The organism is Kribbella polygonati (assembly GCF_050320105.1).
GTDB lineage: Bacteria > Actinomycetota > Actinomycetes > Propionibacteriales > Kribbellaceae > Kribbella.
Genome location: NZ_CP190129.1, coordinates 4,915,459 through 4,936,268, shown reverse-complemented (window position 1 = coordinate 4,936,268; position 20,810 = coordinate 4,915,459). Strand labels below are relative to the sequence as shown.

Annotated in this window: 21 protein-coding genes; 12 read left to right on the top strand and 9 right to left on the bottom strand. The window is 68.4% G+C overall.

Annotated features, from left to right (window positions below):
- Positions 1–330 precede the first annotated feature (330 nt).
- The 5 genes from ACQHIV_RS23385 to ACQHIV_RS23365 form a co-directional block, all read right to left on the bottom strand.
- On the bottom strand, positions 331–711 hold the full coding sequence (locus tag ACQHIV_RS23385; RefSeq protein WP_427885129.1) for a PIN domain-containing protein: 381 nt from the start codon (positions 709–711) through the stop codon (positions 331–333).
- Positions 708–992 carry a hypothetical protein gene (locus ACQHIV_RS23380; RefSeq protein ID WP_427885128.1) on the bottom strand — a complete coding sequence of 95 codons (285 nt, stop codon included), beginning with the start codon at positions 990–992 and terminating at the stop codon, positions 708–710. Before ACQHIV_RS23380 ends, ACQHIV_RS23385 begins: the two co-directional genes overlap by 4 nt.
- Before the next feature lie 88 nt (positions 993–1,080).
- A complete protein-coding gene (locus ACQHIV_RS23375) occupies positions 1,081–1,689 on the bottom strand; it encodes a hypothetical protein (protein WP_427885127.1) in 609 nt (202 codons plus the stop codon).
- A complete protein-coding gene (locus tag ACQHIV_RS23370) occupies positions 1,686–2,948 on the bottom strand; it encodes a hypothetical protein (RefSeq protein ID WP_427885126.1) in 1,263 nt (420 codons plus the stop codon). The genes ACQHIV_RS23375 and ACQHIV_RS23370 overlap by 4 nt, the downstream gene beginning before the upstream one ends.
- 279 nt (positions 2,949–3,227) lie before the next feature.
- A complete protein-coding gene (locus tag ACQHIV_RS23365) occupies positions 3,228–4,409 on the bottom strand; it encodes an amidohydrolase (protein WP_427885125.1) in 1,182 nt (393 codons plus the stop codon).
- Positions 4,410–4,673: 264 nt separating this feature from the next.
- Here ACQHIV_RS23365 and ACQHIV_RS23360 point away from each other — a divergent pair, with 264 nt between their 5' ends.
- From ACQHIV_RS23360 to ACQHIV_RS23335, 6 genes are all read left to right on the top strand, one after another.
- Positions 4,674–5,753 (top strand): BMP family lipoprotein, encoded by a 1,080-nt coding sequence (locus ACQHIV_RS23360; protein ID WP_427885124.1) that lies wholly within the window; start codon positions 4,674–4,676, stop codon positions 5,751–5,753.
- Between the two features lie 93 nt (positions 5,754–5,846).
- On the top strand, positions 5,847–7,397 hold the full coding sequence (locus ACQHIV_RS23355) for an ABC transporter ATP-binding protein (protein ID WP_427885123.1): 1,551 nt from the start codon (positions 5,847–5,849) through the stop codon (positions 7,395–7,397).
- Positions 7,397–8,596, top strand: coding sequence for an ABC transporter permease (locus ACQHIV_RS23350; protein ID WP_427885122.1), 1,200 nt, complete (start codon positions 7,397–7,399; stop codon positions 8,594–8,596). Before ACQHIV_RS23355 ends, ACQHIV_RS23350 begins: the two co-directional genes overlap by 1 nt.
- Positions 8,593–9,894, top strand: coding sequence for an ABC transporter permease (locus tag ACQHIV_RS23345; protein WP_427885121.1), 1,302 nt, complete (start codon positions 8,593–8,595; stop codon positions 9,892–9,894). The genes ACQHIV_RS23350 and ACQHIV_RS23345 overlap by 4 nt, the downstream gene beginning before the upstream one ends.
- 55 nt (positions 9,895–9,949) lie before the next feature.
- On the top strand, positions 9,950–10,339 hold the full coding sequence (locus tag ACQHIV_RS23340; protein ID WP_427885120.1) for a cytidine deaminase: 390 nt from the start codon (positions 9,950–9,952) through the stop codon (positions 10,337–10,339).
- Between the two features lie 3 nt (positions 10,340–10,342).
- Entirely contained in the window at positions 10,343–11,620 is a 1,278-nt protein-coding gene (locus ACQHIV_RS23335) for a thymidine phosphorylase (protein ID WP_427885119.1), read from the top strand.
- 432 nt (positions 11,621–12,052) lie between these two features.
- Here the strand turns inward: ACQHIV_RS23335 and ACQHIV_RS23330 are convergent, their stop codons facing one another.
- Both ACQHIV_RS23330 and ACQHIV_RS23325 read right to left on the bottom strand, forming a co-directional pair.
- Positions 12,053–12,715 carry a hypothetical protein gene (locus ACQHIV_RS23330; protein WP_427885118.1) on the bottom strand — a complete coding sequence of 221 codons (663 nt, stop codon included), beginning with the start codon at positions 12,713–12,715 and terminating at the stop codon, positions 12,053–12,055.
- Between the two features lie 97 nt (positions 12,716–12,812).
- Positions 12,813–13,412, bottom strand: coding sequence for a uridine kinase family protein (locus ACQHIV_RS23325; RefSeq protein WP_427885117.1), 600 nt, complete (start codon positions 13,410–13,412; stop codon positions 12,813–12,815).
- A 60-nt stretch (positions 13,413–13,472) separates the two neighbouring features.
- Here ACQHIV_RS23325 and ACQHIV_RS23320 point away from each other — a divergent pair, with 60 nt between their 5' ends.
- Together ACQHIV_RS23320 and ACQHIV_RS23315 are read left to right on the top strand one after the other, a co-directional pair.
- Positions 13,473–13,892 carry a hypothetical protein gene (locus ACQHIV_RS23320; RefSeq protein WP_427885116.1) on the top strand — a complete coding sequence of 140 codons (420 nt, stop codon included), beginning with the start codon at positions 13,473–13,475 and terminating at the stop codon, positions 13,890–13,892.
- Positions 13,893–13,923: 31 nt separating this feature from the next.
- Positions 13,924–14,355 carry a hypothetical protein gene (locus ACQHIV_RS23315; RefSeq protein ID WP_427885115.1) on the top strand — a complete coding sequence of 144 codons (432 nt, stop codon included), beginning with the start codon at positions 13,924–13,926 and terminating at the stop codon, positions 14,353–14,355.
- On the opposite strand, the gene ACQHIV_RS23310 is transcribed toward ACQHIV_RS23315, so the two are convergent.
- Positions 14,309–15,097 carry a phosphotransferase gene (locus ACQHIV_RS23310; RefSeq protein WP_427885114.1) on the bottom strand — a complete coding sequence of 263 codons (789 nt, stop codon included), beginning with the start codon at positions 15,095–15,097 and terminating at the stop codon, positions 14,309–14,311. The two genes, ACQHIV_RS23315 and ACQHIV_RS23310, sit on opposite strands and share 47 nt — an antisense overlap.
- A 6-nt stretch (positions 15,098–15,103) precedes the next feature.
- Positions 15,104–16,051 carry a sugar-binding transcriptional regulator gene (locus ACQHIV_RS23305; RefSeq protein ID WP_427885113.1) on the bottom strand — a complete coding sequence of 316 codons (948 nt, stop codon included), beginning with the start codon at positions 16,049–16,051 and terminating at the stop codon, positions 15,104–15,106.
- A 126-nt stretch (positions 16,052–16,177) separates the two neighbouring features.
- Here ACQHIV_RS23305 and ACQHIV_RS23300 point away from each other — a divergent pair, with 126 nt between their 5' ends.
- Genes ACQHIV_RS23300 through ACQHIV_RS23285 form a run of 4 tightly spaced genes read left to right on the top strand, consistent with a single transcriptional unit; the run spans position 16,178 to position 20,809 of the window.
- A complete protein-coding gene (locus ACQHIV_RS23300; RefSeq protein WP_427885112.1) occupies positions 16,178–17,545 on the top strand; it encodes an ABC transporter substrate-binding protein in 1,368 nt (455 codons plus the stop codon).
- 5 nt (positions 17,546–17,550) lie between these two features.
- Positions 17,551–18,513, top strand: coding sequence for a carbohydrate ABC transporter permease (locus ACQHIV_RS23295; protein ID WP_427885111.1), 963 nt, complete (start codon positions 17,551–17,553; stop codon positions 18,511–18,513).
- Entirely contained in the window at positions 18,510–19,355 is an 846-nt protein-coding gene (locus tag ACQHIV_RS23290; protein ID WP_427885110.1) for a carbohydrate ABC transporter permease, read from the top strand. The genes ACQHIV_RS23295 and ACQHIV_RS23290 overlap by 4 nt, the downstream gene beginning before the upstream one ends.
- Positions 19,352–20,809: a mannitol dehydrogenase family protein gene (locus ACQHIV_RS23285; RefSeq protein WP_427885109.1), complete on the top strand. Its 1,458-nt coding sequence runs from the start codon at positions 19,352–19,354 to the stop codon at positions 20,807–20,809. Before ACQHIV_RS23290 ends, ACQHIV_RS23285 begins: the two co-directional genes overlap by 4 nt.
- Position 20,810 lies beyond the last annotated feature (1 nt).

Here is a 20,810-nt window from a genome sequence, read left to right as displayed (position 1 = left end):
GCCGGGCCGGGTGGTGGCGCCGTGTGTTGTGGTGACGGGCTTGACGGTGGTGCAGGCGGAGCGGTCACCGCTGCGCGGCGGCTGTTTGTTGCCGCCTTCGGCGGGTGCGCGGGCTGGTATCACCGGGCGGAGGTGCTGGCGCCGGGTGCCGTGGAGGGCTGCTGGATGGGTGGGCGTAGAACGGAGACGCCTGCGTGACCACGACGGCGATACCGTCGAGGCGGGCTTGTACGATCGGCTGCCCGTGGCGCGCGTATCACCCCGCACGGCGCTGACGCGTCGGAGTTCAGGCGACGGTCGTCGCCCTGGTTACCCGAGCCGGCCCGCCGATCAGACGTTCGCGAGTTCGAGATGGATGTCGGCCTCGGCGGCCAGCGATGCCAGGTCGCCGGGATCCGAGGTGAGGATCGTGTCCCCGTCACGTGCGAGCAGCACCACGGCGGCATCGATGACATCGCGCCCGCCTGTGTGCCTGAGCAGCACGCCCGCCTGCCGACCAAGCTCGTCGTCGAGCGGTACTACCTCCACGCCATCGAGCAAGCGAGCGACCGGCACCTGACGCCCCTGCCCGCCCCGCCAGATCTGGCCCACCACGCCACCATGAGTAACCGGCGTACGCCCGGCCAGCAACTCCGCCTTCAAGAGCGCCATCACCTGCCGATCTCCACGCTCGGCAGCAACGAACGCACCGGCGTCGAACACCAGCGTCATGCGGCGCCGTGCGAACGCTTGCCCCGGACAACAATCGCTCCGGCCCGCGCCGAGCGGGCCGCGTCCGACATCTCCTCATCGGTGATGATGCCGTTCTCCGCCTCGTACGCCGCGACGAACCGCTCCAGCCCGTCCAGCCGGCGCTCGTGATCGACCTGACGATGTAGTGCCTGGTTCACCCAGGCACTGACACTGCCGGCCCGCCCCGAGGACACAGCGGCCCGAGCAGCAGCCGCAACATCGGGATCCACCGTCACCGAGAGCTTGTCCTTATCAGTCACACCATCATCCTACTCAACTCCCACCACCGGATACCAGCCCGCACGGCTCGCCCCAACTCCAGCAGAGGGCCAACCTGGAGCGGCGGGATCATTTCGGCGGCCGCTGAGTCTGTTCAGCTGCTCGCTGGGCACGTCGGGCGGCCGCTTCTGCGACGGACTCTTCCGCTTTGATCCGATAGGCCTCGTCCAGGGCGTCGAGCGTTGCCGGGTCGATCGGCAGCGGCGGCTGCGACAGCCGGTCGGCGATGCCGCGGTACGGCACCGAGCCCAGGTAGAACTCGATCGAGCCGTGGCCGGGCCAGATCTCGCCGCCGCGTTCGAACAGCTGGATCAGGGGCTCGTACGGATCGTCGAGGTCAGGGAACCGCTGCCGCGGACGATCACCCAGGGCCGCCCAGCGGAACATGTCCGGAACGATCTTCCGCGACATCTCCCACAACTCATGTCCGCTCTCGGACTCGAGCCGCTGCACCCAGACCGGATCGGTCTCGACCGCACGATCGAACACCACTGCCAGGTCGAAGAACGGCCACTGTGCGGGCACCCCTAACGTGTCCGCCCAGACCGCCATCCGCCGCAAGTACTCGACTGCCAACTGCCCCCGAGACGCGGCATGCCGATCCTCCGCGTCCTCGTCGTCCCAGCCGGCCTCCACCAGCCGAGCCAGCAGTCGCTCGCATGCTGCCGTGTCCGTCACAGGCCCAGTCCTTCCTTGGCTACTCGTACGACATCGTCCAGATTCGAGAGATCAGGCGCCACCCGGAGGTTGTCCCTCGGGAGTCCCAACGTCGTCCAATGCCGCAGCAGATCCTTGACTTGCGATTGCGTGCTCAGCGGCGCCGTGTTGTGTGCCGACGGATATGCGGCGAGGAATTCCGCTCTGTTCCCCTCGCCCCAAGCCCCTGGTTCGGCAGACAGATACGGCAGGCCGGCTTCCATGAGTTTCGATTCGACGTACTCGTGTGCCACCAGTGACCAGAACTGCGCTCGGTTCTCTGCCGTCAATTCGGAGCCCGAGGAGACGCGCTCCCAAAGGTCCCCGTAGATCGCGTCAGGCCTGAAATACCCGTGGCGGATGTCTCCGGGGCCGAGTGCCACGTCGTGCTCGCGCATGAACAGGTGCTGTTTGGCCTCGTGGATCACCTCGTACGGCAAACCGCTGCTGTCGGCGAGAGCGTCGAGGTCGTCGGCTTTGCGGATCCGGCGATACTGATCCATCTCAGCCGGAGACGAATGGTCGACGAACTCGTGGTCGGCGCCCGCCGAGGTCTCGGTGCCAGAAGGATCGGCAGGGCCGGACATGGGGTTGTCTGCCGATTGCGCGGCCTGTTCTTCAGAATCGTCAGTGGGGTTGGCGTCGACCGGCGGCCTGGCGCCGCGGTCGGGGGAAGTATCGGGATCGGGTGTGGCTGCCGGGCGTTCCTGCGATTCGGAGGCGTCGTCGGGGTCATTCAGGTATTGGAGGCGGGCCACGGTGTCGTCTCGCAGCAGTCGTTCTCTTTGTTCTGGAGAGAAGGCGACGAACGGGTCGTCCTTTTCGGATCTTTCGCGTGGCTCCGGCTCAGGACTTGCGGGCTTGTCGACGGTACGAGGGTCGCTGGATGCTTGGCTGTCGTGTTGTCTTGCCGCGGGCTCTGATGGCTTGATGGCGGGTGCGTCCGTGGTGGCCTGCTGGTCGACCGAGTCGTCTTGATCGGTTGCAGACCAGTTGGAGTAGCCGGGCCAGTAGAGCGTGTCGAGGTGCCGCTCGAGCTTCTCTTGGGCGGTCAACCTGCGGTCCTCGGTCTTGGGCTCGTCTGATGAGCGGGCGGCGTCTCGGTTTGCCGCTGGGCTGTGCATGTCGCCGTCTGCAGGCCGGGATGGTTGGGCAGCTCGGCTGTCGGGTTCGCCGAGGTCGGCGGGGCTGTGCTCGTCGCTTGGGTCGTCTCCGCTGCGACGGCCTCGCAGCTCGGACACGTAGTCTCCCTGTTCAGACGTCGGCGAGAACAGCAGGCAAGTTCGGCTGAAGGTAGTTCCTTCGTCACGAAGCGTACTGTTCGCTCAGGTCCTCGCCCGCACTCTTCGGCGTGGGGCCGGACGCTGGGCGGGGGAGGCCGCGCTGCAGCGGATCGCCGCCAAGGCGCTGGTGCAGTCTCCGGCGCCAGTACCTTCGCGCGGCAGTACCTACCGCGCACCCCGCCAGAGGCGGCAAAAGACAGCCGCCGCGGAGCGGTGTCCTTTCGCGGGTGGGCTTTGTTAGTCCAGGAGGGCTGTGGAGGTGAGGATTGTGGTGCCTAGGGTGATGGCTTCTTCGGAGGGGGTGAAGCCGGGGGTGTGGAGGTCGGCGGCGGTTTCTTGGGTGGGTGGGCGGACGCCGAGGCGGGCCATGGCGCCGGGGACGTGTTCGAGGTACCAGGCGAAGTCTTCGCCGCCGAGGCTTTGGTCGGTGGGGGCTACGGCGCTGGTGCCGAGGGTCTGCTGTACGGCGTTCTGGAGGACGCTGATCGCGGTGGTGTCGTTCATGACGGGCGGTACGCCGTGGGTGACCTCGACGTCGACCTCGACGCCGTACGGCGTGACCAGTTGCGCGGCGAGTGTCGGGATGAGCTCCTCGGCGAGGCGCCAGGCGTTGGCGTCCAGGCACCGCAGGGTGCCTTCGGCCTCGCCGCGGGAGGGGATGGCGTTGGCGGCGGAGCCGGAGGTGATGCGACCCCAGACGAGCGACATGCCGGCGCGCGGGTCGACGCGGCGCGACAGGGCGGCGGGTAGTTCCGACACCAGGGTGGCGAGCGAGTAGACGAGGTCCGCGGTCAGGTGCGGCCGGGACGTGTGGCCGCCCGGTCCGGTGAGTCGTACGAGGATCTTGTCGGCCGCCGCGGTGAGTGCCCCGACGCGGAGGCCGACCTGACCGACCTGGAGCCGGGGGTCGCAGTGCAGGCCGTAGATCCGCCGTACGCCGTCCAGCCCGCCCGCGGCGATCACGCCGAGCGCGCCGCCGGGCATGACCTCCTCGGCCGGCTGGAAGATCACCCGGACGCGCCGGTCCAGCTGCCCGTCGCGGGCCATCCCGGCGAGTACCAGCGCGGCGCCGAGCAGCGCGGACGTGTGTACGTCGTGCCCGCACGCGTGCGCCACCCCGTCGACGAGCGACCGCCACGGCGCCTCCACACCGTCCGGCACCGGCAGCGCGTCGATGTCGGCGCGCAGGGCGACGCAGGTGTCGCCCGCGCCGATGTCGCAGATCAGCCCGGTACCGGTCGGCAGCACCCGCGGCGTGAGCCCGGCCGCGATCAGGGCCTTCTCCAGCAGCTCGGTCGTCCGTACCTCGTGCCATCCGAGCTCGGGGTGGGCGTGCAGGTCACGGCGTACGGCGACCATGTCCTCGCGCACCGACTCGACCCGCGCCAGGACGTCCGCGACCAGCAGCTGATGACTCATCCCGCGATTGTGCCATCCCGTTCACCCAGCGCGCCGACCACGGAACGTGAGCGTAACCACGGAGCGTGCGCACCGTGATCTGGGCACAGCAGCCCGTGACCGTGCCGGATAAGTTGTCGAAATGTGACGGAAACGCCGGTCACTTTCCGGTATCGAGGCCTGCTCGACGTTCAAAGAAAGACGGGCCGCGCCCTATAGTCTGCGGATGGTACGTGGGGGAAGGCGTGCCGGTTAAAGGATTCTGGTCGACGAAGGAGACGTCCGGTGAAGAAGTACGTGCGGGGAACGGCGATCGTGGGCGTGCTGACGCTCGCCGTCGCCGCTTGTGGCAGCAAGCCGACCGACAACAGCTCGAGCGGCAGTGACGCCAACAAGAACTTCAAGGCCTGCATGGTCTCCGACTCGGGGGGCTTCGACGACAAGTCGTTCAACCAGACCTCCTACAAGGGTCTGCAGGACGCGGTCAAGGAGAAGGGCCTCACTGAGGTCAAGGCCGAGTCGAAGTCGGACAACGACTACACGACGAACATGACCGCGATGGTCAGTGCCAAGTGCAACGTCATCGTCGCCGTCGGCTTCAAGCTCGAGGACGCCACCGAGGCGGCCGCCAAGGCGAACCCGAACATCAAGTTCGCGATCGTCGACTCGGCGCCGAAGGCCCCGATCGCCAACCTGAAGCCGCTGCTGTTCAACACCGCGCAGACCAGCTTCCAGGCCGGCTACCTGGCCGCCGCGATGACCAAGTCCGGCAAGGTCGGTACGTTCGGTGGTCTGCAGATCCCGACCGTCACCATCTTCATGGACGGCTTCGCCCAGGGCGTGCGCTACTACAACCAGCAGAAGAGCAAGAACGTCCAGGTGCTCGGCTGGGACGACCAGAAGCAGAAGGGCCTGTTCACGGGCGACTTCGAGGACAAGGCCAAGGGCCAGAACAACGCGCAGAACCTGATCACCCAGGGCGCGGATATCCTGTTCCCGGTAGCCGGCCCGTCGGGTCTCGGCGGCCTGCAGGCGGCCAAGGCCAGCAACGGCAAGGTCAACGCGATCTGGGTCGACACCGACGGCTGCGTGAGCGCCGCGGAGTACTGCTCGACCCTGCTGAGCAGCGTCGAGAAGGGCATGGACGTGGCCGTGAAGGACGCGGTCCTGTCGGTCCTCGACAACAAGTTCGACAACACCCAGTTCACCGGGACGCTGCAGAACGGCGGTACGGCGATCGCGCCGTTCCACGACTTCGACAGCAAGATCCCGGCCGACGTGAAGTCGGAGCTGGACACGATCAAGGCCGACATCATCAGCGGCAAGATCGTCATCGAGTCGAAGGTCCAGCCCAAGGCGTCCTGATCCGCCACACTTTTGCGTAGTACGGTGCGAGCCAGGTAGGCAGACCCACAAGGTCGTGCCTCCCTGGCTCGCCGTCTGAAGGGAAGGCTGCGCATGCATCTCGAGCTCTCCGGGCTGACCAAGAGTTTCGGCTCCCTGGTCGCCAACGACCACATCGACCTGGTGATCGAGCCGGGCGAGATCCATTGCCTGCTCGGTGAGAACGGGGCCGGCAAGAGCACCCTGATGAACATGCTCTACGGGCTGCTGCAGCCCGACTCGGGCGAGATCGTGATCGACGGCGAGAAGGTCCGGATCACCTCGCCCAGCGACGCGATCCGGCACGGCATCGGCATGGTCCATCAGCACTTCACGCTGGTCCCGGTGTTCACCGTCGCCGAGAACGTCATGCTCGGCCGCGAGACCACCCGCGGCGCCGGCGTACTGGACCGGAAGAAGGCGCACAGCCGGGTCACCGAGCTGTCCGACCGGTACGGCCTCGCGGTCGACCCGGAGGCGATGGTCGAGGACATCCCGGTCGGCGTCCAGCAGCGCGTGGAGATCCTCAAGGCGCTCGCCAACGACGCCCGGGTACTGATCCTGGACGAGCCGACCGCCGTCCTCACCCCGGCCGAGATCGACGACCTGATCGACGTGATGCGGCAGCTCAAGGAGAGCGGTACGTCGATCGTCTTCATCACCCACAAGCTCAAAGAGGTCAAGGCGATCGCGGACAAGATCACCGTGATCCGCCGCGGCAAGGTGGTCGGCCAGGCCGAGCCGTCGGCGTCCGAGGAGGAGCTCGCCGAGCTGATGGTCGGCCGGGCGGTCGACCTGGTGGTGGACAAGGCCCCGGCGGAGCCGAAGGAGACGGTACTGCGGGTCACCGGGCTGACCGTGATCGACGAGCGCGGGTTCACCGCCGTCGACAACGTGGACCTGGAGGTCCGGGCCGGAGAGATCCTCGCGGTGGCCGGTGTCCAGGGCAACGGCCAGACCGAGCTCACCGAGGCGCTGCTCGGGCTGACGCCGATCGCGGCCGGCCAGATCTTCCTCGACGGCGCCGACCTGACCGCGAAGTCCACCCGGCACCGGCTCGACGCCGGCATCGGGTACGTCCCGGAGGACCGCGCCCACGACGGCTTCGTCGGCTCGTTCACGGTCGCCGAGAACCTGATCCTGGACCTGTTCCGGGAGGCGCCGTTCGGCAACGGGCTGGCGCTGCGGACCGACGAGATCGACAAGAACGCGACCGCCCGGGTGCAGGAGTTCGACATCCGTACGCAGGGCATCGGCCTGCCGGTGTCGTCGCTGTCCGGCGGCAACCAGCAGAAGGTGGTGCTGGCCCGCGAGCTGTCCCGCCCGCTGAAGCTGCTGGTCGCCTCGCAGCCGACCCGCGGCGTGGACGTCGGCTCGATCGAGTTCCTGCACAACCGGATCGTCGAGGAACGCGACCACGGTACGGCGGTCCTGATCGTCTCCACCGAACTCGACGAGATCGCCGCGCTGGCGGACCGGGTCGCGGTGATGTACCGCGGCCAGGTGGTCGGCGTCGTACCGGCCGACACGCCCCGCGACGAGCTCGGCCTGATGATGGCCGGCGCCTCCAGGTCCGAGGCACACGAGACGGCGATCGAGAACCCGACCACGTTGGGAACCATCTGATGAGCACTGAGACAACGGCCGCGCCCGCGCCCGCGCCGGCCAAGGGGGAACCGGCCCGTTCCGGGCTGCCGTCGTGGGTCGTCCAGGGACTGGTGTCGCTGAGCGCGATCGTGCTGGCGCTGGTGGTCGGGGCGATCCTGATCATCATCGGCGACCAGCAGGTCCAGAAGGCGGCCGGGTACTTCGGCGCCGCGCCGATGGACACCATCTCCGCGGCCGGCAGCGCGGTCGGCAACGCGTACCGGGCGCTGCTGTCCGGCGCGCTCGGCGGCGTCACGCCGATCAGCGAGTCGTTGACCCAGGCAACACCGCTGATCTGCGGCGGCCTGGCGGTGTCGCTGGCGTTCCGGACCGGGCTGTTCAACATCGGCGCCCAGGGCCAGCTGATCGGCGGCGCGATCCTCGCGGGGTACGTCGGGTTCGCCTGGCACCTGCCGCCGGTCCTGCACCTGATCGTCGCGATCGTCGCCGGCCTGGTCGGCGGTGCGCTGATGGGCGGTGTGGTCGGCCTGCTGAAGGCCCGCACCGGCGCCCACGAGGTGATCGTGACGATCATGCTGAACTACGTCGCGCTCTACCTGCTGCAGTGGCTGCTGACCACGAAGACGTTCCAGCGGCCGGGGCGGACCGACCCGATCTCCCCGATCGTCGACGCGAACGCGCAGTTCCCGAAGTTCGGCGGCACCCGCCTGCACCTCGGGTTCGTGCTCGCGCTGCTGGCGGCGGTGTTCGTCTGGTGGCTGCTGAACCGCTCGACGATCGGCTTCGAGCTGCGCGCGGTCGGCGCGAACGCGGACGCCTCCCGGACCGCCGGCATGTCGGTCGGCCGGGCGTACGTGATCGCGATGGTCGTAGCCGGCGCGCTGGCCGGGCTGGCCGGCGTCCAGCAGGTACTCGGCACCGACCTGCCGCTGACCGACGGAGTCGCGGCCTCGGTCGGGTTCGACGCGATCACGGTCGCGCTGCTCGGTCGCGGTACGCCGATCGGCACCGTGCTGGCCGGCCTGCTGTTCGGCGCGCTGAACGCGGGCGGTCTGCAGATGCAGCTGATCACCCAGACGCCGTTGACCCTGACCACTGTCCTGCAGGCCGTGATCGTGCTGTTCGTCGCGGCTCCGGCGCTGGTGCGCTCGGTCTTCCGCTTCCTGCCGAAGGACCGCGGCGCCGGCGCAGTGCTCGCGAAAGGCTGGAACGGATGACCGAGACAACTCCCGACGCGGTACCGGCTGCCGCGCCGAAGCCGGAGATCATCGAGGGGCCGGCCGAGCGGACTCGCCGGCAGCGGGTCGGCGGCGTGATGCTGGTGTTCGCCTTGATCGGCCTCGGCCTGGCGATCTTCACGAAGAGCGGCAAGGCGACGTTCCAGCTGGTGTCCGGCGACCTGCAGCACAACCTGCTCGGGCTGCCCGCGCAGCCGGTCGGCCTGATCCTCGGCATCCTCGGTACGGCGGCCGCGGTCGCGTACGTCGTACCGTCCGTCCGCCGTCGGGTCCCGCCGCGAGCAGCCGGCTGGCTGGCGGCGATCCTCGGGATCTGCTTCATCGGCGCGTTCCTGTGCTGGGCATCGGCCGGGAAGACCTTCCCGCTGGCGAACCAGTTCCAGGGCACGCTGAACTTCGCGACCCCGCTGATCCTCGGTGCGCTGGCCGGCGTGATGTGCGAGCGGGCCGGGGTCATCAACATCGCGATCGAGGGCCAGTTCCTGGTCGGCGCGTTCACCGCGGCTCTGGTGTCCAGTACGACGCACAGCGGGGCGGCGGCGCTCGTCGCGGCGGCCGCGACCGGCGTGCTGATGGCGGCGCTGCTGGCGGTGTTCTCGATCAAGTACCTGGTCAACCAAGTCGTGCTCGGTGTCGTGCTGGTGGTGTTCGCGACCGGTATCACCGGGTTCCTGTTCGACCAGTTCATGCAGCCGAAGGCGGATCAGCTCAACACACCCGTCGTACTGTCCGCGATCAAGATCCCCGGGCTGGGGGACATCCCGTTCATCGGGCCGATCCTGTTCCGGCAGACGATCCTCGTGTACCTGATGTACCTGGCGGTCGCGGTGGTCACGTTCGTGCTCTTCGAGACCCGCTGGGGTCTCCGGATCCGCGCGGTCGGCGAACACCCGAAGGCGGCCGACACGGTCGGCATCAAGGTCAAGCGGACCCGGTACTCCGCGGTCCTCGCGGCCGGCGTGCTGGCCGGGCTCGGCGGCGCGTTCTTCACCGTCGGGTACGCCGGGTCCTTCAGCAAGGAGATGACCGCGGGCAACGGGTTCATCGCGCTGGCGGCGTTGATCATGGGCCGCTGGCACCCGATCGGCGCAACCGTCGCCGCGCTCTTCTTCGGCTTCGCGACCCAGCTGCAGTCCCAGCTGCAGATCATCCAGACCCCGATCCCCGGCTCCCTGCTGCTGATGGCGCCGTACGTCGCCACCATCATCGCCGTAGCCGGCCTAGTCGGCCGAGTAAGAGCCCCAAAGGCCGACGGTGAACCCTACGTCACCGAATAACACGACCCCACCCGGCGAGCCGCCCGGCTCCAAGCCCGGATCGGATGCTGGGCGGGTGGATGTCGACTGGGAGGTACTGCGGCAGGCGGCTGTGGAAGTGATGCGCCGGGCGTATGTGCCGTACTCCGGGTATCGGGTGGGGGCGGCGGCGTATGTCGACGACGGGCGGGTTGTTGCCGGGTGCAACGTGGAGAACGCGTCGTACGGGTTGACGCTGTGTGCCGAGTGCGGTCTGGTGTCGGACCTGCACCGGACGGGCGGCGGGCGGCTGGTCGCGTTCACCTGTGTGGATCATCGCGGCGAGGTGCTGTCGCCGTGCGGGCGGTGCCGGCAGTTGTTGTTCGAGAACGGCGGGCCCGACCTGGTGCTCGAGACGCGGTCCGGGCTGCGGCCGCTGCGTGAGCTGTTGCCCGACGCGTTCGGGCCGTACAACCTGGAGGAGTAAGTCATGAGCTTCGACGCTGTGGACGTGATCCGTACCAAGCGCGACCGGGGCGAGCTGAGCGACGGCCAGATCGACTGGGTGATCGACGCCTACACCAAGGGCGACGTCGCCGACGAGCAGATGTCCGCGCTCGCGATGGCGATCCTGCTGAACGGCATGAACCGCCGCGAGATCGCCCGCTGGACCGCCGCGATGATCGCGTCCGGCGAACGGATGGACTTCGGCAAGCTGTCCCGGCCGACGGCCGACAAGCACTCGACCGGCGGCGTCGGCGACAAGATCACGTTGCCGCTGGCACCGTTGGTCGCGGCCTGCGGGGTCGCCGTACCGCAGCTGTCCGGCCGCGGCCTCGGCCACACCGGCGGCACCCTGGACAAGCTCGAGTCGATCCCCGGCTGGCGCGCCGCGCTCTCCAACGACGAGCTGATGCGGCAGTTGGAGGACGTCGGCGCGGTGATCTGCGCCGCCGGCGACGGCCTGGCGCCCGCGGACAAGAAGCTGTACGCGCTGCGCGACGTGACCGGCACCGTCGAAGCGATCCCGCTGATCGCCAGCTCGATCATGAGCAAGAAGATCGCCGAGGGTACCGGCGCGCTGGTGCTCGACGTGAAGGTCGGCTCCGGCGCGTTCATGAAGGACCTCGCCGACGCCCGCGAACTGGCCGAGACGATGGTTGCCCTGGGCACGGACGCCGGCGTGAGGACCGTTGCCTTGCTCACCGACATGTCGGTCCCGCTCGGCCTGACCGCCGGAAACGCCCTGGAAGTGCGCGAGTCCGTCGAGGTCCTCGCCGGCGGCGGCCCCGCCGACGTGGTCGAACTGACCGTTGCCCTCGCCAACGAGATGCTCGCCGCGGCCGGCGTCACCGGCGTCGACCCGGCGGAGAAGCTGCGCGACGGTACGGCGATGGACGCCTGGCGGGCGATGATCTCGGCCCAGGGCGGCGACCCGTCCGCCGTACTCCCGGTCGCGCCCGAGCAGCACGTCGTACCGGCTCCGGCTTCCGGCGTACTCTCCAAGCTGGACGCCCTCGCGGTCGGCGTGGCCGCGTGGCGCCTCGGCGCGGGCCGCGCGCGCAAGGAGGACCCGGTGTCCGCGGTCGCCGGCGTGGAAATGCACGCCAAACCAGGCGATCACATCCGGGAGGGCCAACCGCTCCTCACCTTGCACACGGACGACCCGACCCGGATCGACCGCGCCCTGGAGTCCCTGACCGACGCCATCGCAGTCGCCGACTCCCACCGACCAGGCCCACTGGTGATCGACCGCATCACCGCCTGACCGCCGAGAATCAGCCACCTGGGAAGGGCGAAGGCGGTCACCCGCTCCACACCGCCGACGCCCACCCCGCGCCGGGTGAAATGCAGAACCACCGCGTCCAGCTCGAGCCCACCGAGCGCGGCGCCGTACCACCGCACGCATCGCGGCGCGGCGTCCCGAAGCAGACCGGCCAGCAGCACCGCGAGATTGCCGAACGCGAAGATCGGGAACGCGCCACTGACCACGTGCAGATTCTCGTCGACGACGTCCGGGCCGGGTCCTGCGACCTAGGTGAGCGGCAGCGTCGTCCGCCGGGGACAGCCCCGCCACCATCCACCCGACGCCCGTCGCGGCCAGCAACACGCCTGGCTGTGAGCTATACGGGGTACGTACGCCAGGCGAGCTGAACCACCAGCATCAGCACGAAGAACTGCCGCCGCCAGTGGGCGACCCTCAGTTGGAGGGGGCGGTCAGGCGGGTGCGTTGGTCCTTGGCGAGGGTGGTGATCAGCGCGGTGTCAGGGGTGAGTGTTGTGCCGAGGGAGGCGGCTTCGCGGACGGTGAGTTCGACGACTGTGGTGCCGATCGCGAGGCTGGCCTCGGCGGTGGCGACGGACTGGTCGGTGCCGCCGTCGTACTCGACGTTCGCGTCGGAGAGGGCGTCCGGGACGGCGAACGGGTGGTCGTGGGTGTCTTGCGTCCACAGGCCGTTCTGCAGGGCCTGGGCCTTCGCGGCGGAGCCGGTCTTGAACAGTTGGACGGTGAAGCGCTTCTTCTTGTCGGGGCTGAGCCGGGTCGCCCGGTAGCCCTCGACGAAGCCGGCGTTCAGCAGCAGCGCGCGGTCCAGCGCCGGGTCGGCGGACCAGGTGTTCAGGTACGACGTCGCCGTGAACGCGCCGGTGGGGTTGCCGGGGTCGGCGACGTACCCGCCGGGCAGCACGACCAGGTCGGCGAGGGCGCTCTTCGCGGTCTTGTCCGCCGTACCGGTGAGGGCCGAGTGCTTCGCGGCCGGGGTCTCGGCAGCGCTGGCCGACGTACCCCCGTCGTTACCACAGGCCGTCACACCCAGCAGCAGCGCGGTTACTGCAACGGCAACTCCGGCAGCATTCCGTGTCACGGTCCCTCTCCGTTCGGCCACTCGCCCCCCGAGTGCATCCGATGATCGGCACCGATACCAACAGAAGTTGGTTAACTTCAGGCGAACAATCTTGTCTTCACGACGAGGCAGTCGTGGTGAGAAGGGTCTCGATCCGGGCCCGGGCCGCCTTCGGGTGCAGGGGTTCGCAGCCGGCGGCGACGCAGCGCGCCACCACCTGGGGGTCGTCACGGAGCAGCAACAGACCGCGACGCAGCAATGTCAGCGGAGGTTTGCGGTGCTCGCGGAGGTCCCGCTGGAAGCGGCGCGCGAACGTGACGATTCGGTGGTGGTACACGCAGATCGCCGCCGCCAGCAGGCCGCGATCCCGCAGTGCGCCGGTGATCTGGTCGGCGAAGATGCCCTCGGCAACGATCAGCGGAGCGTCGCCGAGGTTGACCGGACGGTGACCGACGGTGCCGTCGGCGGCGATGTCGTAGATCGGGAGTTCGGCGGATCCCGTCGTACACAACTGCTCGAGCGCCGCGACCGCCCGCTCGCCGTCCCAGGAGCGTGGGTCGTCCCAGTCGACGATCCCGAGCGGGGAGCGCGGCATCGCCTCGTCGTCACCGTCACGGTAGAAGTCGTCCAGCCGTACGACGGGAAGCCCGACCTGCTCCGCAAGCCGCGACTTCCCGGCCCCCGAAGGCCCAGCCAGCAACACCACCCGTGAACGCACCCGCACATTCTCTTCCACTTCGTGCAGTAACAGCCAATCCACCCCCGGCGATAACCAGGTATGCCGAAGCTCAAGCTGGGTGCGGTCGTGTACGCGCTGGTCGCGGTCGGTTGGGTGGTGTCCGCCGGAGCGGTCTTCCGGGGTTACGGCACGTACGCCGCTGCCGACCGCTGGTACCAGGTCGCGATCTCGGCGGTGCTGCTGCTGACCGGGGTGCTGTTCGGCGTTGGGGCGGTCACCCGGCGCGGGTTGGTGTCCGACGACGGCCCCCGAATCTGCCGCCAGGGCTGGATCGTTGTGCTTGCCCTCGTAGGCGCTGGGATCGTGGTGGCGTTCCTGGGTGAGTCCGAGTGGGGTGCGCCGTACCCGACTGCTTCGGCGATCTTCATCCCAGGATGGATCAAGCGGCTGCAGGTGAAGTACTACGAGGGGCGTGCGGAGGCTGCTGTTAGCTCTGGAGAGCCTCGGCATGAGTCTTGAACCAGGTGTTGGTGCCGTCGGTTCCCCAGACATGCCGAAGATGAAGTTGGGTGCCGCGTTCTACGCGTTGATCGCCGTTGGTGAGTTGGTCTGCGCTGGGCTGGTCTACTCGGGGCACGGCGACTACGCCGTCGGGGAGCCGTGGTTCCTGGCGGTGGTTGCGGTGTTGTTCGCACTCACCGGAGTGCTGTTCGGGGTCGGCGCGGTGACTCGGCGTGGGCTGGTCGCCGACGAGGGACCGTGGATCTGCCGGAGAGGCTGGATGGTGGTGGTCGGCCTGATTGGGGCGATGTTCGTCGCGCTGCTGCTGAGTGACATGGGCAGAATCGCGACGTTCCCGAACCCGGTGATCATGTTCATCCCACACTCCATCAAGCGACTGCAGGAGAAGTACTACGAGGGGCGTGCGGAGGCTGCTAGTTCTCGAGGAGTGCCCGGTGGAGGGCCCGGGACTGGGTCTTGAACCAGGTGTTGGTGCGGTCCGTGAGTTCTGCTTCGCCGGTGGTCCAGCGTTGGTGGAACCAGGGGTGGCCGGATTCGGCGCCGCGGCGGACGTAGTCCATGCACCAGATGTGGTTGTCGGCGGCGGCGTCAACGAGGCGTCGGCGGTCTGGTTCGGTCAGCCCGTAGGCGTCGGCGAAGCGGCGGAAACGCTGGAGTGAGCGGCCTCGGCGTACGTCGTGGATGTCCGCGTCGGGGCGCAGTGGGGCCCACAGGCGTACGGCGGTGGCGACGTCCCACAGCGCCGACCCGGGGCCGGCGAGGTCGAAGTCGATGAGGGCGACCGCGGTGCCCTCCCGGAAGACCACGTTGTCGAGGTTCGGGTCGTTGTGGCTGATCAGGCCGTTCACGTAGTCGGCGGGCACCGGCTCGGCCCACTCCAGACCGGCCGGCCGGAAGTCCTCCACCGCCTGGTGATACTCCCGCAGCAGTGCGGCGACGCTGTCCAGCGCCGCGTCCGTCATCGACCACGCCGGGTACGGCGCCTGCACCGTCTCGCCGGGCAGGTACGACAGCACCTCGCGTCCCTGCTCGTCGACGCCCAGCAGCCGTGGCGCGCCGTCGAAGCCGACCCGTTCGAGGTGCTCCAGCAGCGCGTGGGTCGCCGTACTACTGGCGCGCAGCGGTCGTCGGACGGTGTCTCCGACCCGCACGACGAACCCGCGGTTCGCAGTCCCGCCGAGCAGCAATGTCTCGTCAGGCATCGCGGGCTAGTTTGTCTCGCCGAGCAGCGCCTTCGCCAGGGGTGCGTGGGTAACGATCGCGTTCACCAGCCCGCTGCGGACGGCGGCGCGGACCGCGTCCACCTTCGCGAGCCCGTACGGGATCGCGATCACCTCGTCGATCTTGCCCATCTGCTCGGCGTTGATCGCGATCACCCGGTCGGTGACCCGGCTCTGTACGGCGACCCCGTCCGCGTCCACGAAGACGCCGGAGATGTCGGCCACCACGCCGCGCCGCTGGAGCTGTTCGCAGGCCTTCTCGTCCATCGCGTCGTACAGCGTCGACTGCCCGGCGTCCCACGACCCGAGCCCGACGACCGCCTTCGACACCGAGTCGAAGTGGCTGATCGCCTCGGCGACCTCCGGCTGCTGCCGCAACGCCCGCGCCGTGGCCGCGTCCGGCACCACGAGCGGCGCATAGAACAGGTACGCCGGACCGCCCGACAGCCGCGCGGTGTGCCGGACCAGCTCGACCGAGTTGGCCTCGACGTCCGGGCGGGTGAGCGCGCCGGTGAGCTGTACGACGGGCACCGGGGCGAGCGACGTGAGTTGCTCGGTCATCGCGGTGACGGCCCGCGCCCAGGCCAGCCCGAGGACGTCGTCGGGGGTAACGATCTCGGTGAGCAGGTCCGCGGCGGCCTTCCCGAGCTGGGTGCGCAGCGCCGGCTCGTCCACCTCGGGGGTGTCGACGACGATCGCGCGGCGCAGTCCGAGTGACTCCTGCAGGCGGGCGGACAGATCCAGGTCGATGGCGCCCGGGTGGCTGATCTCGATCCGTACCAGCCCGCTGCTGCGCGCCTGGTCGAGCAACCGCGCGACTTTGAACCGGCTGAGCCGGAACTCGTCGGCGATCTCCACCTTCGACCGTCCGTCGACGTAGTACCGCCGCGCGATCGACGCGGTCAGCACCAGCTGTGCCGGCCCCAGGGTCTCCATCAAACGCCTCCCCGCTCATATGAGCACCACCGCACCCAAGTGTTGCACAGACCCTTGACAGGTCAAGTGGCTTACCGGTCTACTCAAGGTGTGAGCGGAGGTGTGCTCAAATGAGCGGAGGCAGAAGTGCTGACTAGGCGCAAACGCATCGGAGTGGCCGGGGTCGCGCTGGTGATGACCGCGGTCACCGGGTGTGCGGGCTGGGGTGGCGGGGTCGGTGGCGGGGGTGCGGACAGCATCAACGTGCTGATGGTGAACAACCCGCAGATGGTGGACCTGCAGAAGCTGACCGCCGACAACTTCACCAAGCAGACCGGCATCAAGGTGAACTTCACCGTGCTGCCGGAGAACGACGTCCGGGACAAGATCAGCCAGGAGTTCTCCAGCCAGGCCGGTCAGTACGACGTCGCGTCGGTGAGCAACTTCGAGATCCCGATCTACGCGAAGTCCAAGTGGATCGCGCCGTTGTCGGACTACATCGCGAAGGACCCGTCGTTCGACCAGAGCGACATCCTGAAGCCGATGACCCAGTCGATGACCGCGGACGACGGCAAGATCTACGGCGAACCGTTCTACGGCGAGTCGTCGTTCCTGATGTACCGCAAGGACATCCTGGCGTCCAAGGGCGTCACGATGCCGGCGAAGCCGACCTGGCAGCAGGTCGCGGACATCGCGGCGAAGGTCGACAACGCACAACCCGGGATGCGCGGCATCTGCCTGCGCGGCCAGCCCGGCTGGGGCCAGCTGTTCGCCCCGCTCACCACGGTCGTGAACACCTTCGGCGGCACCTGGTTCACCAAGGACTGGCAGCCGCAGGTGAACTCGCCGGAGTTCACCGAGGCGACCAAGTTCTACGTCGACCTCGTCCGCGCGCACGGTGAGGCGGGCGCACCGCAGGCCGGCTTCACCGAGTGCCTGAACAACACCATCCAGAGCAACGTCGCGATGTGGTACGACGCGACCTCGGCGGCCGGCTCGCTCGAGGCGCCGAACTCGCCGGTGAAGGGCAAGATGGGCTACGCCCCGGCACCGGTCGTGAAGACCGACAGCTCCGGCTGGCTGTACGCCTGGGCCTGGGGTATCCAGGAAGCCTCGAAGAAGAAGGACGACGCCTGGAAGTTCATCTCCTGGGCGTCCGGCAAGGACTACGAGAACCTGGTCGGCCAGAAGGTTGGCTGGTCCAACGTTCCGGCCGGCAAGCGGGCCTCGACGTACGAGAACCCGCAGTACCTGAAGGAGGCGGCCGCGTTCGCGGAGCCGACCAAGAGCGCGATCGAGCACGCCGACCCGAACAACCCGGGGGCCCAGCCGCGGCCGGCGCCGGGGATCCAGTTCGTCGACATCCCGGAGTTCCCGGACCTCGGGACCCAGGTCAGTCAGGACGTGAGTTCGGCGATCGCTGGGAAGACCAGCGTCGACGACGCGCTGAAACACGGGCAGAAACTGGCAGACGACGTCGCCGAGCGGTATCGCTCGCGGCTGGGGAAGGGGTGACGGTCATGTCCGTCGACGCAAAAGCTGACACCCAGGCCCGGCCGAAGCGGCACGCCGCGCGGCCTGGTTCGGAGGGCGCAATGATGCGCAGGGCCGGCGACTGGGCGCGCCGCGCGCCGTTGCTGCCGGCGCTGATCTTCATGATCGTCGTCACCCAGTTGCCGTTCGTGGTGACGATCGTGGTGTCGTTCATGGACTGGAACGCGTACTACCCGGACGAGCGCGGGTTCGCCGGGTTCGCGAACTTCCGCCGGGTGCTGACCGACTCCAACACCCGGAACGCGATCTTCGTGACGATCCTGCTGACCGCGGGCGTCGTCCTGATCAGCCTGGTCCTCGGGCTGCTGATCGCACTGCTGCTGGACCGGAAGTTCCGCGGCCGCGGTGCCGTCCGGACGATGATGATCACGCCGTTCCTGGTGGTCCCGGTCGCGGCCGCGCTGCTGTGGAAGCACGCGCTCTACAACCCGACGTACGGGCTGTTCAACGGCGTGCTGAAGTGGCTCTTCGGCGCCAACGCGCCACAGCCGGACTGGATCAGCAACCAGCCGTTGTGGTCGATCATCTTCGCGCTGGTCTGGCAGTGGACGCCGTTCATGATGCTGATCCTGCTGGCCGGGCTGCAGAGCCGGCCGCTGGACGTGATCGAGGCGGCCGGGATCGACGGCGCGAACCAGTGGGAGATCTTCCGCTACATGACGCTGCCGCATCTGCGCCAGTACCTGGAGCTGTCCGCGCTGCTCGGGTCGATCTACGTCGTCCAGAACTTCGACGCGGTCTTCACGATCACCTCCGGCGGCCTCGGTACGGCGAACCTCCCGTACACGATCTACCAGACCTTCTACACCGCGCACGACTACGGGCGGGCGTCCGCGGCCGGCGTGATCGTGGTGATCGGCACGATCGCGATCGCGACCTTCGCACTGCGCTCGGTGTCGACCCTGTTCCGAGAGGAGACCGGACGATGAGCGGTCAGGTCACGATCGTCACCGGCAAGAAGAACCGTGGTGGTGGCTTCGTCCTGAGCGGCGTCGCGTGGATCGTCGGGATCCTGTTCGTGCTGCCGGTGCTGTGGATGCTGCTCACCTCGTTCCACTCCGAGGAGAACGCCGCGAAGAACCCGCCGGACGTCGCGGCGCCGCTGACCCTGGACGGGTACCGCTCGTTCTTCAGTACCGGTCCGTGGCCGTCGATCGCGAACTCGCTGACCGCGAGCGTCCTGTCCACGGCGCTGGTCATCCTGCTCGCGTTCCCGGCGGCGTACGCGCTGTCGATCCGGCCGGTTCGCAAATGGACGGATGTGCTGTTCTTCTTCCTGTCCACCAAGATGCTGCCGGTGGTGGCCGGGCTGCTGCCGATCTACCTGTTCGCGCAGTCGGTCGGGTTCCTGGACAACATCTGGCTGCTGATCATCCTGTACACCTCGATGAACCTGCCGATCGCGGTCTGGATGCTGCGCAGCTTCCTGTCCGAGGTGCCGGTGGAGATCCTCGAGGCGGCGTCGGTGGACGGCGCCTCGCTGACCAGGACACTCCGGTCGGTCGTTGCACCGGTGGTCACACCGGGGATCGCCTCGGCCGCGCTGATCTGCTTCATCTTCAGCTGGAACGAGCTGTTGTTCGCCCGTGTGCTGACCGGCACAGTGGCGCAGACGGCTCCGGTGTTCTTGACTGGGTTCGTGACCAGTCAAGGATTGTTCCTCGCCAAAGTCTGTGCCGCGTCCATCGTGGTGTCGCTGCCGGTGCTGATCGCCGGGTTCGCCGCGCAGGACAAACTCGTCCAGGGCCTGTCGCTGGGGGCGGTCAAGTGAAGTTGTCCGCAACCACCCTCGAGTCCCTGCAGATCGTTGCCCCCAGCTACGACCGTACGGCGGTGACGCCGGGGATCGTGCACTTCGGGGTCGGCGGGTTCCACCGGGCGCACCAGGCGATGTACCTCGACCGGTTGATGTCCGAGGGGAAGGCGCTCGACTGGGGCATCGTCGGTGTCGGGGTGCTGCCGAACGACCAACGGATGGCGGAGGTGATGTCCGCCCAGGACTGTCTCTACACGTTGGTCGTCAAGCATCCGGACGGGACCCTCGAGCCTCGGGTGATCGGGTCGATCGTCGACTACCTGTTCGCGCCCGACTCGGCCGAGGCGGTGCTGGAGCGGATGACCGATCCGGCGACGCGGATCGTCTCGTTGACGATCACCGAGGGCGGGTACCACGTCAACCAGGTGACGGGCGAACTGGACGCGTCGGATCCGGCACTGGCCGCGGACCTCGTACCGGGGGCGACGCCGGGGAGTGCGTTCGGGTTCATCGTCGAGGCGCTGCGCCGGCGCCGGGCGGCCGGCGTACCGCCGTTCACCGTGATGTCCTGCGACAACATCCCCGGCAATGGGCATGTCGCGCGCAAGATGATCGCCGGGTTCGCACGGTTGCAGGACACCGGCATGGCGGACTTCCTCGAGAACGAGGTGCGGTTCCCGAACTGCATGGTCGACCGGATCACGCCGGTCACCACCGACGCGGACCGGGCCGCGCTGGCCGAGCGGTTCGGCGTCGAGGACGGCTGGCCGGTCGTCTGCGAGCCGTTCACGCAGTGGGTGCTGGAGGACTCGTTCGGCGGGGTGCGGCCGCCGTACGAGGATGTCGGCGTCCAGATCGTCGACGACGTCGAGCCGTACGAGTTGATGAAGCTGCGGCTGCTGAACGCGTCGCACCAGGCGCTGGCGTACCTCGGGTTCCTCGCCGGCTACCGGTACGCGCACGAGGTGTGTCAGGACAAGCTGTTCGTCGACTTCCTGCTCGGCTACATGGACGACGAGGGTACGCCGACGTTGCCGCCGGTGCCCGGGGTGGACCTGGACCGGTACAAGCACCAGCTGATCGAGCGGTTCGCGAACCCCGAGGTACGGGACACGCTGGCGCGGCTGTGCGCGGAGAGCTCGGACCGGATCCCGAAGTGGCTGCTGCCGGTGGTCCGCGAGCAGCTCGCCGCCGGGCGGGAGATCAAGCGGTCGGTGCTCGTGGTCGCGTCGTGGGCGCGGTACGCCGAGGCCGTCGACGAGCAGGGTGAGCCGATCGAGGTCGTCGACCGGCTGCGCGACAAGCTGGTCGAGCGGGCCCAGCACAACCGGGAGGATCCGCTGGTGTTCATCTCGGACCCGGACCTGTTCGGGGACCTGGCGTCCGACGAGCGGTTCACGACGCCGTACAGGGCTGCCCTGCGGTCGCTGCACGAGATCGGCGCCCGCCGTACCTTGGAAGCACTCTAGT

Coding starts and splice junctions, on each gene's coding strand:
- ACQHIV_RS23385 (WP_427885129.1), bottom strand. CDS start 711: ATGACGCTGGTGTTCGACGCCGGTGCGTTCGTTGCTGCCGAGCGTGGA.
- ACQHIV_RS23365 (WP_427885125.1), bottom strand. CDS start 4,409: ATGAGTCATCAGCTGCTGGTCGCGGACGTCCTGGCGCGGGTCGAGTCG.
- ACQHIV_RS23355 (WP_427885123.1), top strand. CDS start 5,847: ATGCATCTCGAGCTCTCCGGGCTGACCAAGAGTTTCGGCTCCCTGGTC.
- ACQHIV_RS23350 (WP_427885122.1), top strand. CDS start 7,397: ATGAGCACTGAGACAACGGCCGCGCCCGCGCCCGCGCCGGCCAAGGGG.
- ACQHIV_RS23345 (WP_427885121.1), top strand. CDS start 8,593: ATGACCGAGACAACTCCCGACGCGGTACCGGCTGCCGCGCCGAAGCCG.
- ACQHIV_RS23335 (WP_427885119.1), top strand. CDS start 10,343: ATGAGCTTCGACGCTGTGGACGTGATCCGTACCAAGCGCGACCGGGGC.
- ACQHIV_RS23320 (WP_427885116.1), top strand. CDS start 13,473: ATGCCGAAGCTCAAGCTGGGTGCGGTCGTGTACGCGCTGGTCGCGGTC.
- ACQHIV_RS23315 (WP_427885115.1), top strand. CDS start 13,924: ATGCCGAAGATGAAGTTGGGTGCCGCGTTCTACGCGTTGATCGCCGTT.
- ACQHIV_RS23310 (WP_427885114.1), bottom strand. CDS start 15,097: ATGCCTGACGAGACATTGCTGCTCGGCGGGACTGCGAACCGCGGGTTC.
- ACQHIV_RS23305 (WP_427885113.1), bottom strand. CDS start 16,051: ATGGAGACCCTGGGGCCGGCACAGCTGGTGCTGACCGCGTCGATCGCG.
- ACQHIV_RS23295 (WP_427885111.1), top strand. CDS start 17,551: ATGTCCGTCGACGCAAAAGCTGACACCCAGGCCCGGCCGAAGCGGCAC.
- ACQHIV_RS23290 (WP_427885110.1), top strand. CDS start 18,510: ATGAGCGGTCAGGTCACGATCGTCACCGGCAAGAAGAACCGTGGTGGT.